Annotated in this window: 13 protein-coding genes; 6 read left to right on the top strand and 7 right to left on the bottom strand. The window is 63.9% G+C overall.

Going from position 1 to position 13,549, the window contains the following annotated elements; genetic code table 11:
- Positions 1 to 214: 214 nt before the first annotated feature.
- Complete coding sequence (locus CN97_RS18880) at positions 215 to 1,258, bottom strand: DUF7146 domain-containing protein (RefSeq protein WP_035714875.1); 1,044 nt, start codon at positions 1,256 to 1,258, stop codon at positions 215 to 217.
- Positions 1,259 to 1,332: 74 nt separating this feature from the next.
- On the opposite strand from CN97_RS18880, the gene CN97_RS18875 reads away from it, so the two are divergent.
- Both CN97_RS18875 and CN97_RS18870 read left to right on the top strand, forming a co-directional pair.
- A complete protein-coding gene (locus CN97_RS18875) occupies positions 1,333 to 1,599 on the top strand; it encodes a BrnT family toxin (protein WP_035714892.1) in 267 nt (88 codons plus the stop codon).
- On the top strand, positions 1,586 to 1,807 hold the full coding sequence (locus CN97_RS18870) for a hypothetical protein (RefSeq protein WP_035714872.1): 222 nt from the start codon (positions 1,586 to 1,588) through the stop codon (positions 1,805 to 1,807). The genes CN97_RS18875 and CN97_RS18870 overlap by 14 nt, the downstream gene beginning before the upstream one ends.
- Position 1,808: 1 nt before the next feature.
- Here CN97_RS18870 and CN97_RS18865 read toward each other — a convergent pair whose 3' ends face one another.
- From CN97_RS18865 to CN97_RS18840, 6 genes are all read right to left on the bottom strand, one after another.
- Positions 1,809 to 6,146 (bottom strand): strawberry notch-like NTP hydrolase domain-containing protein, encoded by a 4,338-nt coding sequence (locus CN97_RS18865; protein ID WP_084684269.1) that lies wholly within the window; start codon positions 6,144 to 6,146, stop codon positions 1,809 to 1,811.
- 635 nt (positions 6,147 to 6,781) lie between these two features.
- Positions 6,782 to 7,975 carry an MFS transporter gene (locus CN97_RS18860; protein ID WP_035714870.1) on the bottom strand — a complete coding sequence of 398 codons (1,194 nt, stop codon included), beginning with the start codon at positions 7,973 to 7,975 and terminating at the stop codon, positions 6,782 to 6,784.
- A complete protein-coding gene (arsH, locus tag CN97_RS18855) occupies positions 7,972 to 8,679 on the bottom strand; it encodes an arsenical resistance protein ArsH (protein WP_035714868.1) in 708 nt (235 codons plus the stop codon). The genes CN97_RS18860 and arsH overlap by 4 nt, the downstream gene beginning before the upstream one ends.
- Positions 8,676 to 9,752, bottom strand: coding sequence for an ACR3 family arsenite efflux transporter (gene arsB / locus CN97_RS18850; protein WP_035714866.1), 1,077 nt, complete (start codon positions 9,750 to 9,752; stop codon positions 8,676 to 8,678). The genes arsH and arsB overlap by 4 nt, the downstream gene beginning before the upstream one ends.
- Before the next feature lie 13 nt (positions 9,753 to 9,765).
- A complete protein-coding gene (arsC, locus tag CN97_RS18845; RefSeq protein WP_035714863.1) occupies positions 9,766 to 10,197 on the bottom strand; it encodes an arsenate reductase (glutaredoxin) in 432 nt (143 codons plus the stop codon).
- Positions 10,198 to 10,204: 7 nt separating this feature from the next.
- Complete coding sequence (locus tag CN97_RS18840; protein ID WP_051911461.1) at positions 10,205 to 10,735, bottom strand: DUF6428 family protein; 531 nt, start codon at positions 10,733 to 10,735, stop codon at positions 10,205 to 10,207.
- A 42-nt stretch (positions 10,736 to 10,777) separates the two neighbouring features.
- Here CN97_RS18840 and CN97_RS18835 point away from each other — a divergent pair, with 42 nt between their 5' ends.
- The 4 genes from CN97_RS18835 to CN97_RS18820 all read left to right on the top strand — a co-directional run bounded on the left by CN97_RS18835 (position 10,778) and on the right by CN97_RS18820 (position 13,463).
- Positions 10,778 to 11,119, top strand: coding sequence for an ArsR/SmtB family transcription factor (locus CN97_RS18835; RefSeq protein ID WP_035714861.1), 342 nt, complete (start codon positions 10,778 to 10,780; stop codon positions 11,117 to 11,119).
- Between the two features lies 1 nt (position 11,120).
- Positions 11,121 to 11,843, top strand: a complete 723-nt coding sequence (locus CN97_RS18830; RefSeq protein ID WP_248700133.1) for a sulfite exporter TauE/SafE family protein — start codon at positions 11,121 to 11,123, stop codon at positions 11,841 to 11,843.
- Positions 11,844 to 12,041: 198 nt separating this feature from the next.
- The gene (locus CN97_RS18825; RefSeq protein WP_035714858.1) at positions 12,042 to 12,398 is read left to right on the top strand and encodes an ArsR/SmtB family transcription factor; all 357 of its coding nucleotides are present in this window, start codon (positions 12,042 to 12,044) and stop codon (positions 12,396 to 12,398) included.
- 54 nt (positions 12,399 to 12,452) lie between these two features.
- On the top strand, positions 12,453 to 13,463 hold the full coding sequence (locus CN97_RS18820; protein WP_051911459.1) for an arsenic resistance protein: 1,011 nt from the start codon (positions 12,453 to 12,455) through the stop codon (positions 13,461 to 13,463).
- Positions 13,464 to 13,549: the final 86 nt, after the last annotated feature.

The following is a 13,549-nucleotide window of genomic DNA, read 5'->3' as shown; positions in this document are numbered from 1 at the left end:
CGAAGGGGGTGTCCACATATGCTTCGCGATGTAAAGGCGGGGCCTGCCCCGCCGACGGAAATCAGTCGGGCGCCGCCATTGCCGGGCCGGAGCGTTTGTGGGCCGCTCGCCCTCTGAGAAGGCCTCGGCGCGGTCCTCTTGCCGAAGGGGGCTGCCTCCCCTGTCTGCCGGGGCAGGAGCGCGCCCTCCCGATCACCCTCGCCGTTCCGGCGGATCAGCGAAGGGTCATGAAGCGGCTGACGTCCTCGGGGGCGAGTTGCCCCCGGACCTGTGCCCGAAGTGCCTCCAGACCGGGCCCCATGAGATCGTCGTTGAAATCTCCCAAAATGGGCGAAAGCGTGATGGCCTCGATCCCGGCCTCGTGTGCCCGGGCGATCAGGCTGTCCCGCGCCCCATCGCCGGCGGGATCGTCGTCGCGGATGATATAGAGCCTGCGCAGAGTTGCCGGGAACAGGATGGCTGCGAGATGTCCTGCCGAGAGAGCCGCGATCATCGGCATCTTGGGCAAGATCTGACGCAGCGAGAGCACGGTCTCGATGCCCTCCCCTGCCGCCATGACATCTTGCGCCTGACCAAACCGGACCGCATTGCCGAGCAAATCCCCCATCGCCTTGCGCGGTGGGTCGAGAGGCGCTTTCGCGCTGCCATCGCGGGTGAGCCAGGTGCGATGCACGCCGGTGAGCTTGCCGTCGAGGTCGGTGATCCTGGCGATCAGCGCGGGCCAGGTCTCGGTCGGTTCCGCGCCTTCCGGGCGGTAGTAGCAGTCAGGGTGGAAGCGAAGGCTGTCCGTGTCGCGCAGATCCGTCAGGCCACGCTTGCGCAGATAGGTGCCGGCCAGCGTGCCCCGGATGGACCTCGACATGCGCCAGAGCCGTTCTGCGGCGTCAGGTGAACCGGAGGGTGCCGGTGCCGATCTGAGCCTTTTCGGCTCCGGTGCCGGTGCCAGCTGCGGCAGGCTGAGGAACCTCCGGGCTTCCTCGGCCACATCAGCGAAGTCGCTGCGGCCAAGGCTTTCGCGGATCACATCGAGCAGATCGCCATGCTCGCCGCTCTGACCGTCAGACCACTTGCCCGCCGCCCCCTTGCCAGAGGTTGGCCCGGTGAGGCGGACGAACATCGACCGCCCCGGTTCATTGCGCACATCGCCGACCTGCCAGTAATTGCCCTGTCTGCGGCCATTCGACAGATAGTGCCGGCACACCGCCTCGGCCTGCTGGCCGAGACGCTGCGACAGATCGGCGGCATCGATGCGAGCCATTACGACACCTCCTGCAGAAAATAACTATACACACTTTTATTGCGCCGCGAGGCAAGTTGCCCTATCTTGAGCGCATGGATCTGGACTGGGACGAAGACAAACGCGCCCGTACCCTGCAGGAGCGGGGCCTCGACTTTGCCGATGTTGCCGCGGCGCGTTGGGATAACGCCCTGACCGCCGAGGATCAGCGGGAGGAATACGGCGAGCGCCGCTTTGTCAGCCTTGTCCCGATCCAGGACCGGCTTTGCGTGGTTGCCTGGTGTATCCGCGGCAAGGCGCTGCGGGTGATCAGCCTGCGCAAGGCCAACCCAAGGGAAAGGAAGCGCTATGAGCAAGAATAAGTCCCTGATCGACAGCGAAGGCGAAGTAGGTGATCTCGGCGACAGCTTCTTCGCCGCCGCCCGGCGTGGACGCCCGGCATTGCTGCCGGGCGACAAGAAGGTTCGCATGAACCTGATGATCGACGCTGACATCGCCGCGAAGTTGAACGAGGTCGGCAACAAGAGCGCCTTCGTCACTGAGGCGCTGCGGAAAGCGCTGGCGGGATAGGTCATCGTGCCGCCTCACGCTCGGTGATGCGGCTGATCGGATATACCGCCAGCAGCTTGCCGAGGATCTCTGCGCCATTCGCGCCGACCGGCACGAAGAAGCGCAGCTTCCAGGAGATGATCTCGCTGAAGAACCCCCAAGCCCGCAGCCGCTCGCGCATCGCCTCCGAGAAGCCGGTCAGTTCGATCCGGTTCGCGCCCATCACCCGCGAGCGGCGCAATTGCAGGCCTTCGGCAAGATCGAGGACGGTCCGCCCGTCGAGCAATGCGGCATAGGCCTGTTCCGGCGTCAGGTTGGACGCCCCGTGCGTGGTGGCATTCGCGGCCCAGTCAGGCGATACTCGGCGGCCGATGATCCGTTCGCCGTCATCGGTCTGCAGGCGATAGACGCGGGTCTCATCCTCCGGCAATCGCTTCCAGACCGGCAGAAGCAATCCCGAGACCACATGCAGCGTGGCATCCGAGAACTCCGGCACATCAGCAACCTCGGCGCGCCACGCGGCCGCGAAGGTCTTTCTGTCAGTCTCAACCCAAAGCGTGTCACTCATCATCCTGAGGGACATGCTGAAGGCTTCCATCGGCCGGATCAAGCGCACACGGCGTTCAATCTCGCCATCGTCAAGCATGATCGAGGTGGTCGGTACCTGCACGGCCGCCCGACCGGACCGGCTGTTGACCAGCAGCACGGCGCGTGGGTCATCCAACTCGCCTAGCGCGGCATCGAGCAGCAGCGGCGTGTTGCGCCGCCGCTCGGTGATGGTCAGAAGACGGGTCTCGGCCCCGGTGCCGGGATGGGCGTAGATCACCTGCCGATCCGTGACGGTGAAGCTTTCGGCCTTCAGGGTCTCGAGACCGAGATCATAGATCCCGGCCGCCATCGCGCCCTCGACTTTGGCCTCCAGCAGCTGCTCGAAGGCGGTGAAGAGAACGCCTTGTAATTCAATGGTCAGGGCCAGCAGCCGGTTGAGGAAGGTGGTGATCGGCGGCAGCTCATCCTTGACGCCGTTCGAATCCATCAGCTTCAGGCCGGTGGCGGATTCAAACCGCTCGAGCGAACAGCCGTCGACCTTGCCGCGCACCAGCAGAAGATAGAGCTGGCGCAGGGCTGCCCGGGCATAGGGGCTTTCGAGATTGTCCTCTGGCCGGAACAGCCCCTGCCCGCCGGTCTGGCGCTGCCCGCGGGTGATTGCCCCGAGCGTGTCGAGGCGGCGCGCGATGGTGCTGAGGAACCGCTTTTCCGCTTTCACATCGGTCGCAATCGGCCGGAACAGGGGTGGCTGCGCCTGATTGGTCCGGTTGGTGCGCCCGAGACCCTGGATGGCGGTGTCGGCCTTCCAGCCCGGCTCCAGCAGATAATGCACCCGCAGGCGCTGATTCCGCGCCGAGAGTTCGGCGTGATAGCTGCGGCCCGTGCCGCCAGCGTCCGAGAAGACGAGGATGCGCTTGCCGTCATCCATGAAGGACTGGGTCTCGGCCAGATTGGCCGAAGGAGCGCGGTTCTCGACCGCCAGACGCGCCGCCGGGCCTTCGCCTTTGCGGACGATCCGACGTGACCGGCCAGTGACCTCGGCCACCATCTCCGTTCCAAAGTGCTGGACGATCTGATCGAGCGCGCCCGGCACCGGTGGCAGGCCCGCCAGATGCTCGATCATGGCATCCCGCCGGGAGACCGCCTCGCGGCTCTCGACGGGCTGGCCATCGCGGAACACCGGCCGCGAGCTGACATTGCCCTCACCATCGCTGAACGGCTCGTAGAGCTGCACAGGGAAGGAATGCTGCAGGTAGCTCATGACATACTCGCGGGGCGACAGATCCGTGTTCAGATCATTCCATTCCTCGGTGGGAATCTCCGCTAGCCGCCGCTCCATCAGCGCCTCTCCAGTCGAGACGATCTGGATGACGGCCGCATGACCTGCCTCCAGATCCTCGGTGATCGAGCGCAGCAGGGTCGGCGTCTTCATCGAGGTCAGCAGATGGCCGAAGAAGCGCTGCTTGGTGCTTTCAAAGGCCGAGCGCGCTGCGGATTTGGCCTGCCGGTTCAGCGTGCCATCGGAGCCGGTGATATTGGCCGCCTCCATCGCCGCATCGAGATTGTTGTGGATGACCGCGAAAGCACCCGCATAGGAGTCGTAGATCCGGCGCTGCTCCCCGGTCAGCCGGTGCTCGATCAGCTCGTATTCGACCCCGTCATAGGAAAGTGACCGCGCCGTATAGAGGCCTAGCGAGCGCAGATCGCGCGCCAGGACCTCCATCGCTGCCACGCCGCCAGCCTCGATCGCCTCGACGAACTCGCCCCGAGTGGCAAAGGGGAAATCTTCACCGCCCCAGAGGCCAAGGCGCTGCGCATAGGCGAGGTTGTGCACCGTCGTCGCACCGGTCGCGGAAACATAGACCACCCTGGCATCCGGGAGCGCGTGCTGCAGGCGCAGGCCCGCCCGGCCCTGCTGCGAGGCCGCCACATCGCCGCGCTCACCCTTGCCGCCGGCAGCGTTCTGCATGGCGTGGCTTTCATCGAAGATGACCACCCCGTTGAAATCCGACCCCAGCCAATCTACGATCTGGCGGACACGCGAGACTTTCTCACCCCGATCATCCGAGCGCAGCGTGGCATAGGTGGTGAAGAGGATGCCTTCCGACAGGGTGATCGCCTTACCCTGCGCGAAGCGGGAAAGCGGCGTGATCAGCAGCTTCTCTTGCCCGAGGGCCGACCAATCGCGCTGTGCATCTTCGATCAGCTTGTCGGATTTGGAGATCCAGAGCGCTTTGCGCCGCCCCCGCAGCCAATTGTTGAGGATAATCCCGGCCGATTGCCGGCCTTTGCCCGCGCCCGTGCCATCGCCCAGCATGAAGCCGCGCCGGAAGCGGACAGCGCCAGCCGCATCTGGTGCGGCGGCGCTGACCTTGTCCAGGGTCTCGTCCAGCGTCCAGGAGCCCGCGAGATGGTCGCTGTGCGCCTCGCCAGCATAGATCACCGTCTCGAGCTGCGCGTCCGATAGACGCGTGCAGATGTCGGCGGGAAGCAGGGGCCGGTAGGAAGGACGGGGTGGCGCGACCGAGGCCATGGCGGCGGATTGCACGAGTTTGGTCGGATGCGGGGCCGCGCCGGGAATGCGGATCACCTGCAGCGCGTATTCTTCATAGATCGCGTCCGAGAGCCGTGCCGCTTCGGGCGGCGTCCAGTCCAGCGTGTCATAGGCGAGTTCGACGGCATCGGAACTGGTCGATGTAACCCGAGGAGACTTCGTCGCACCGGCCCGAGCAAGGTAGGAGCGCACCGTGCGGGCGGCGGCCGGTGCTGTCGGTGCCGGTGGCCGGGGCAGATCGACCAGGCAGCGCTGCGGCACCTGGGCAGTGATCCAACCGAGCAGGGTCGCGACATCAGGGGCGATGCCGGAAGAGGCCGGGAGGGAGGAAGGATCCTCTGCCGGGATCTTGTCGATCACCGTCAGTCGGGTGTCGAACGTGGTGCCGTGCTTCGCGTAGACCGCGCCATCAATTGCGGCGGTGAAGACCACGCGGCCCTGCTCTTGCAGCCGGATGAAAGCATCGCGCCAGGCCGGAGCCTCGGGGCCGAAGCCCGCACCGGTGATGGTCACCAACCGCCCGCCGGGGGCCAGCCGCGCCAGAGCGGAAGCGATATGGCGGAAGGCGGCATCGGCCACGCGGGTTGTCACATTGGCCAGCACCGAGAAGGGCGGGTTCATCAGCACCACTGATGGCACCACTCCGGCATCAAGGTGGTCGTGGATCTGCGCGGCATCGAACCGGGTGACAGGCTGGGCCGGAAAGAGGGCGGAAAGGAGATCCGCGCGGGTCTCGGCCAGTTCGTTGAGCGCGAGGCTGCCGCCGGCGATGTCGGCAAGGATTGCCATCAGGCCGGTGCCGGCCGAGGGCTCCAGCACGACATCCGCAGGCGTGATCGCCGCAGCGGTGACAGCCGCGAGGCCCAGCGGAAGAGGCGTGCTGAACTGCTGAAGCGCCTGGCTTTCCTCGGAACGCCTTGTATGGGTCGGCAGCAGACCCGCGATTTTCGTCAGCGCCGCGAGACGCGCCTCGGGCGCTGCTGCTTTGCGGAACAGTGCGCGGCCGAATTTGCGCAGCAAGAGGACTGTGGCGACTTCACATGCGTCATAGGCGTCTTTCCAGTCCCAGAGGCCGGAAGCGTCTGAGGCACCGAAAGCGGTTTCCATGACGCCACGCAGAATCGTGCTGTCGATACGCTGGCCGCGTTCGAGATGCGGAAGAAGCGCCTCGGCCGCAGCGAGAATGCAGGGGGCGGATAGAACAGGAGAGGGCGCGACCAGCGCTTGCGCCGTGGTCGCGGGGGACAGATCGTTCATCAGGGAGACCCTCGGGAGAGCAGAGTGCGGGACGGTCCTGGACAGCGCTCTCTCTCAACCGCCCGGAACCTGCCCGTTCCGGCCCCCTCTCGACCTCTCACGTTGAACCGGACAGACTCGTAGCCTCGGCGCGGTCGCCGCGGCACATCACTCGGAGGACCCCGCCTCTGGCGGGTCCTGCGTCAGGGATCTTTGCCCGAAAGGGGGAAGACGGCGCCGCTGGCTTCCGTCCGCCAGGACCTGAGCCCGGTCCCGGCAATGCCGGGAGGCGCCGAAATCAAGACCCCGATCAAGAGGAGGAACTCACTGCCCTCTCGTCGTAAAGAGCCCATCGCCGACACTCAGGCAGACCGCAGCACAGAGGCCGCTCGTTTGTGCAGCGTTAGGCGCGGCCCTTACCAGCCAGTCGAGCCGCACTGTTGCTGCGCGGCAGCATTCTCCGAAGCGGCCACTGGGCACGAGGCGCAGCATTTCGAGTTGCGGAGCATCTGCGGTACGGGCAGCGCAGCATGGCGGTCACGAAGTCACCACCGAAACGGTCGCCCTCGGTGCATTCTGGCGAAACATATGTCGTTTCTATCGTGATTGGAAAAGACGGCACAGCGCAGGCCCAACCGATGTTAACGTTCCTTTGATCAGTTAACGCGAATTCGCAGCTCAAGCCGCAGCGACATTAGTGCTACCAGGCCAGTGATTGCGACCAACAACGCGAACCCGATCGCAAGCTGGATGGAGAGTGCTGTCGCGATCCAGGAGAAGAGGAAGGGTGCCGCCGCTCCGAGCATGCTGCGTATGGCGGCTAGGCGCCCCAGCCGCTGCCCCATGCCGGCCGTCCCGAACAACGCCACCGGCACTGCGCCGCGCACGATGCTCGACAGGCCCTGACCCGCGCCAAAACTGATCGCAAAGCAAACTGCCAGGATCATTGCCGGCCCCGGCAGGAGCAGGAGGGCGAGCGCCGCGGGGATGGCCGCACTGGACACGATGGCGACAAGGAGAGGATGCTGGTTGCGCCACAGGGTGGCGTCCACCACCCGAATGGCGACCTGTGCCGGCCCCATCAGCATGGCAATCAGGTAGGCCGAGCTGCCGAGACCGAGCGACTGAAGTGCGAGGACGAGGTGGACACCCAGGGCCGAGATCGCCATGCCGGTGAGGCCGAAGGCGATCCCAAGAAGGATGAAGGCGCGCCGTGCGGTTCGACCCTCGAGGGGGACGTATCTCTCGTCTGGTTTCGGCCTCTGCTCTTCAAGTGACGTCTTTTCGTTCACATGTGGCGTCGCGAAAATCCAGCCGTGCAGGGGAGCGGCTAGGAGCAGGTGAAGGGCCGCAAAGACTAGGTAGGCCCCCTGCCATCCGACCTCTCCGACAAGCCAACCGGAAAGGGGCCAAAAGAGCGTCGAGGCGAAGCCTGCGATCAGGGTCAGATTGGTGATCGCGCGCCGCGTGTCATTGGGCCTCTTCTGGGCCAGCACCGAAAACGCGGCATCATAGAGGACCGCAAAGCTAAGGAGCTCGATCAGAAGTGTCAGGCCCCCGAATACATAGATGTTCGGGGATCCGGCGATGAGCAGGCTCAGAAGCGCCATCGCCAGGCTGCCCGCGCACATGACCTGCGCCCCGCCGAACCGGTCAATTTGACGACCGAGCACCGGAGAGGCCAGCCCGCCAAGGAGAAGGCCCGCAGACAGGATGCCGAAAAGGACCGGCTCCTGAGCGCCGAACTCGGCCGCTATCGCGGGCGCAAGGATCGGATAGGCGTAATAGATCGACCCGTATCCGATGATCTGCGTGACGCCCAGGGCGGCCACGACCGGGGCTTGCCTCACGTTGCGGCCCCGAGATTCAGGCGGTCATGCAATTTGGCCGCCGCCTCTTTGCGTTCGCTGTAGCGGTCGGTGAGGTGCCCGGAGATGTCCCGGGTCAGAAGGGTGAACTTTACCAGCTCTTCCATCACATCGACCACCCGGTCGTAATAGGGCGATTGCCGCATCCTTCCTGCCGCGTCGAACTCTTCATAGGCCTTGGCGACCGAGGACTGGTTCGGGATGGTCAGCATCCGCATCCAGCGCCGGAGGATGCGCATCTGATTGACCGCATTGAAACTTTGGCTCCCGCCCGAAACCTGCATGACCGCCAGTGTCCGGCCCTGGGTCGGACGGATCGCGCCCATGGAGAGCGGGATCCAGTCAATCTGGCTTTTCATCACGCCGGTCATCGCGCCGTGGCGTTCCGGGCTGGTCCAGACCTGGCCCTCGGACCAGAGGCACAACTCGCGCAGCTCCTGCACCTTCGGGTGATCGGCATCGGTTTCATCCGGTAAGGGCAGCCCCTTGGGGTCGAACACCCGCGTTTCACAGCCGAAATGTCGCAGCAACCGTTCCGCTTCCTGGGTGAGAAAGCGGCTGTAGGACCGTTCCCTCAGGGAGCCATAGAGCAGGAGAATGCGGGGCGGGTGGCTGGATGCGGGGCCGGTCAGTCCCGCCAGAGACGGCAGCTGAACGGCATCGGTCAGGTTCGGCAGTTCGGTCATGCGCGGACCTCCTCAGCCGGAGGCGCGTCCGGGAACCAGCGCCGACCGAGCCGGAGGGCGACATGGACCAGCAGGATCAGCGCGGGCACCTCGACCAGCGGGCCGATCACGGCCGCAAAGGCCACGGGAGAGGCAAGGCCGAAGGCGGCGATGGCCACGGCGATCGCCAGCTCGAAATTGTTCCCGGCCGCCGTGAAGGCGATGGCGGTGGTGCGCGGGTAATCCGCCTGGATCATCCGGCCCATGGCGAAGCTGACCAGGAACTGGATGATGAAGTAGAGCGCGAGCGGCACGGCGATGCGCAGGGCATCCATCGGCAGCGCGACCACATCGCCGCCCTTCAGACTGAACATCGCCACGATGGTGAAGAGAAGCGCCGCCAGGGTGACCGGGCCGATGCGCGGCAGGAAGACGGTTTCATACCAGGCCTCGCCCATGCGCCCCACAAGGATCCGGCGGGTCAGGAACCCGGCCAGGAACGGGATCCCAAGATAGATCAGCACCGCCTCGGTGATCGTCCAGAAGCTCACGTCGATCACGCTTCCCTCCAGCCCGAACAGCGGCGGCAGGACGGACAGGAAGAACCAGGCGTAGGCCGAGAAGAACAGGATCTGGAATACCGAGTTGAAAGCGACCAGCGCGGCCACATACTGGCTGTCGCCACGGGCAAGCTGGTTCCAGACCAGCACCATGGCGATGCAGCGCGCCAGCCCGATCAGGATCAGCCCGGTCATGTATTCCGGCTGATCATGCAGGAAGATCACCGCGAGCACAAACATCAGGACCGGGCCAATGATCCAGTTCTGGATCAGGGACAGGATCAGCACCCGGCGATCCTGGAACACCCGCGGCAGTTCCTCATACCTGACCTTGGCCAGCGGCGGATACATCATCAGGATCAGGCCGATGGCGATCGGGATATTGGTCGTGCCAATCGAAAGGCCGTTGAGCGCGTCCGGCAGCCCGGGCAATACGGTGCCCAGGGCGATGCCGATCGTCATGGCTACGAAGATCCAGAGCGTCAGCCAGCGGTCCAGAAAGGACAGCCGCCGGGTCGGTTGCGGGGAGGACATGGGTAGACTCCGTTCAGGGCGCTTCCGGCAGGACGCGATTTCCATTCGCATCGACCACCGGCTCGCCGTCTTCTTTCGAGAATGCGCCCAGCTGGGGCGGTAAGAGATCCAGCACCGCCTCGGAGGGGCGGCAGAGGCGCACCCCCTTGGGGCTCACTACGATGGGACGGTTGATCAGGATCGGATGTTCCAGCATCGCGTCGAGGATCTGCGCCTCCGTCAGTGCTGGGTCGCCAAGACCCAAGTCCGCGAAGGGCGTGCCCTTTTCGCGCAGCAGCGCGCGCAGCGGGGTTGCCATCCGCGCCACCAGGCTCTCCAGCATGATCCGCGACGGCGGGGTCTTCAGATATTCGATCACATGCGGCTCGATACCGGCATTGCGGATCAGCCCGAGTGTGTTCCGGGAGGTGCCACATTCCGGATTGTGGTAGATGATGACGTCCATTCCCACATCACCCGCAGCAGCTCTGTTTCGCCACGGGTGCGCAGCAGGCCGAAGCGGCCTTCTGGTCATCAAGCCTGCGGTCGCGTGGTTTGCAGCTTGCCGGGCGCGGTGACAGCGCAACGATCACGCGGTCGTCCGCGAGGCTGGGGTAAGCCGCCCGATGCAGCTGCATCGGCCTTACCGCATTACTGACCTCGAAGGTCAGTTTCGCCTGTGGGTCGAGAGAGACATGATCGATCACCTTGCCGATGATCCGGGTGAAAAGCCCTGCGGGCATATGGGCCCGATCCTCGTTGACGTCCCAAAGCTGCACGAAGATCTCCGTCCAGGCCTCGGGGTTTCCGCCGCAATCCAGAGCGCGGAACTGGCCGACCTTCACCTCGGTGACGTGAAAACCCGTTCGCACCTCCTGGCCGTCATAGGTGAAGACCAGGGGCCGATCCTCGACGTTGCGGAGGGCATCGAGAAGCTCGCCGATGGTGATATCTTTCGGGTCGGCCGCGCCGGTCGGCGCGCCGATGTTGCTTTGGACCGTCATTTGCGATACCTATTGATTCGACACTTCTAGGATCGTCAAATAATGGATGAACGTCAAGCGCTCTTGTCCTTCGGGGCCCTGTCTCAGGAAACCCGCCTGCGCATCCTGCGGATGCTGGTCGTGGCGGGGCCGGAGGGTCTGGCCGCTGGCCTGATCGCCGAACAGGCCGGAGTCACCGCCTCCAACGTCAGTTTTCATGTGAAGGAGCTGGAGCGCGCGGGCCTGGTATCCTCTCGCCGCGAAAGCCGATCGATCCTCTATACCGCCGAGTTCGATGCGCTGAACGGCCTCCTGCGGTTCCTCATGGAGGATTGCTGCGGCGGGCGCCTATGCCTTCCCGGTGCGGTGGCCGATGGTTGCGCCACCTCGCAGAAGACCAGCTGAAGTGATCCTGGCATTCTTCCTGGTCGCGCTGATCTACGCTGCGGTGGGTCAGGCCGGCGCCACCGGCTACATCGCGCTGATGGCCATTCTTGGATTGCCGCCACTGGAGATGAAGATCACTGCGTTGGCGCTGAACTTGGTGGTCGCTGCCATAGGGACTTTCATGTTCCAAAGGGCCGCGCAGCTTTCCTGGCGAAATCTGTATCCTTTCGCATTACTCGGCTTTCCGTTCTCAGTGCTTGGCGGGTCCGTGAATCTGGGTGCCGGGGCATATTATCCGCTCGTAGGCACCATTTTGATGCTGTCAGGCCTGCTGATGGCGCGCAGCGCGCTGACCCGCGGAACAACCACAACCCGGGCGCCCGACCATCCGCCATTCGTGCCTGCGCTGATCACCGGTGCGGTTATTGGCTTCATCTCCGGAACAACCGGCACCGGCGGCGGCGTCTTCCTGGCACCGATTATCCTCGCGATGAACTGGGCGGACGCCCGCCAGACCGCAGCCACGACGGCCATCTATAACCTGGTCAACTCGGCTGCGGCGTTGATCGGGGCCTATGCGTTCTGGCCACAAATATCGGGTTCCGCGCCGATCTGGATGGTGGCGGTTGCCATAGGCGGCCTCGCCGGTGCGATGCTCGGCAGTCGGTTTCTGTCTGATAAATGGCTTCGGGTCATTCTCGCGCTTCTACTGGCCGGGTCCGGGCTCAAGCTGTTTTGGTAACGGTGGTGACTGCGGATAGCAGCCGGATCGGCCAGGAGGCACCTGCACCAAAACGCGCCTTGGTTGACATTGCGTCGGCCTACGCAGTTGCTCGGGTCACGAACGTGATCATCGCATCATTCACATGACACACGACTTTTCATCTATCCTTGCAAAATCTTACCCATCATACGATAAAACACTAAAGGGAGTATTTGAATGAATCAGGGCGAAGCTCTTCGTGGGTTTGCAGCTATTGCCCAGGAAACCCGGCTTAGGATCATTCGGATGCTGGTCACTGCGGGTGCGGATGGGTTGGCGTCGGGATCCATCGCTGAAAACCTGGATGGCTCGCCTCAGCGGACATCATTTCATCTGAGAGAGTTGGAGAACGCGGGCTTGGTCCAGAGCCGGCGCGATGGCAAGTCGATCATCTACAGCGCCCGATTCTCGCAGCTGTCATCTCTTGTGGCTTTCCTTATGCATGATTGCTGCCAAGGCCACTGCAAACACTGTGATGAGGCGATCGCCTTGTTAGCCAAGTGCGAAGGCAAACCAACGCGAACAACTCACTGATATATCTTAATTTATATGACCACTGCCCGCCTCTGGCCACGGCAAGGAAACCCTATGCGCGATATTCTGGAACGCCAACAAGTATGGATTTACTTCGCGGCTGTCGGCCTTGCCGCAATCACCGGTATCACTGTGTCAGGCACAACCGCACTGGAAGGCGCGATCAACCCGGCGCTTGCCTTCATGTTGTTCGTCACGTTTCTGCAGGTTCCCTTGCCGGACATCGGGCGCGGGTTCCGGGAGATGCGTTTTCTGTGCGCCCTTCTCGCCGGTAACTTCATCGCCGTTCCGGTGCTTGTATTCCTGTTGCTGCAACTCGCCATAGACGATGCCCTGCTGCGTCTTGGCATTCTCATGGTGCTGCTGACGCCCTGTATCGACTATGTGATTACTTTCGCCCACCTCGGGCGGGCCGATGCGCGATTGCTGTTGTCGTCGACGCCGCTTCTGCTGGTGGTGCAAATGGCACTGCTGCCGATTTTCCTTGGCCTGTTCCTCGGCAGCGAGGCCGCAGACCTGGTGCATGTCGGCCCGTTTATCCATGCTTTCGTTTGGCTGATCGCGGTGCCGCTGATGTGTGCGGGTGCTGTTCAGCTCTGGGCCGCTCGACACGCGGCGGGGCGGCGTGTGAGTGACGGGCTTGGTGTTCTTCCGGTTCCGGCGACGGCGGTGGTTCTGTTCTTGGTCGTGGCGGCGACGGTTCCGGTTCTGGGAGCGGCCAGCCGCCATGCTCTGTCAGCCCTGCCGATCTTCATCGCCTTTGCCGTTCTGGCCCCCTTCATCGGATGGGGTGCCGCACGCATTTTTGTTCTTCAGCCAGCTGCGGGCCGGGCTGTGTCCTTTTCGATCGCAACCCGAAACTCTTTGGTGGTGCTCCCGTTGGCCCTCGCCGTTCCGGGTGCGATCCCTGTGCTTCCGGCCGTGATCGTGACGCAGACATTGGTCGAGCTGGTTGCCGAACTGATATATATTCGTGTGCTTCCGCGCTTCGGCAGGGCTCTAAATCAGGTTCAGCGTCTGACGGACCCGTCTGCAGCTTTTTCCGGGCTTTGGACCAGTCGCTGACGTGCCGAGCTCTGACAGATGGCGCCAAGTGTCCTCAAGGCCGTCAGAGCGTCAACACGGGCCTCGATGCCGGGCGATGAGTGCGG

The sequence above is a fragment of the Haematobacter massiliensis genome, from assembly GCF_000740795.1.
In the GTDB taxonomy this organism is placed as follows: Bacteria; Pseudomonadota; Alphaproteobacteria; order Rhodobacterales; family Rhodobacteraceae; genus Haematobacter; species Haematobacter massiliensis.
The sequence above is the reverse complement of the archived record's forward strand: the minus strand, read 5'-3'. Positions and strand labels throughout refer to the sequence as shown.

Bases quoted from the DNA above. Each gene is read 5' to 3' on its own strand.
- CN97_RS18880 (WP_035714875.1), bottom strand. From the start codon at position 1,258: ATGGCTCGCATCGATGCCGCCGATCTGTCGCAGCGTCTCGGCCAGCAG.
- CN97_RS18875 (WP_035714892.1), top strand. From the start codon at position 1,333: ATGGATCTGGACTGGGACGAAGACAAACGCGCCCGTACCCTGCAGGAG.
- CN97_RS18870 (WP_035714872.1), top strand. From the start codon at position 1,586: ATGAGCAAGAATAAGTCCCTGATCGACAGCGAAGGCGAAGTAGGTGAT.
- CN97_RS18865 (WP_084684269.1), bottom strand. From the start codon at position 6,146: ATGAACGATCTGTCCCCCGCGACCACGGCGCAAGCGCTGGTCGCGCCC.
- arsH (WP_035714868.1), bottom strand. From the start codon at position 8,679: ATGACCGAACTGCCGAACCTGACCGATGCCGTTCAGCTGCCGTCTCTG.
- arsB (WP_035714866.1), bottom strand. From the start codon at position 9,752: ATGTCCTCCCCGCAACCGACCCGGCGGCTGTCCTTTCTGGACCGCTGG.
- arsC (WP_035714863.1), bottom strand. From the start codon at position 10,197: ATGGACGTCATCATCTACCACAATCCGGAATGTGGCACCTCCCGGAAC.
- CN97_RS18840 (WP_051911461.1), bottom strand. From the start codon at position 10,735: ATGACGGTCCAAAGCAACATCGGCGCGCCGACCGGCGCGGCCGACCCG.
- CN97_RS18835 (WP_035714861.1), top strand. From the start codon at position 10,778: ATGGATGAACGTCAAGCGCTCTTGTCCTTCGGGGCCCTGTCTCAGGAA.
- CN97_RS18825 (WP_035714858.1), top strand. From the start codon at position 12,042: ATGAATCAGGGCGAAGCTCTTCGTGGGTTTGCAGCTATTGCCCAGGAA.
- CN97_RS18820 (WP_051911459.1), top strand. From the start codon at position 12,453: ATGCGCGATATTCTGGAACGCCAACAAGTATGGATTTACTTCGCGGCT.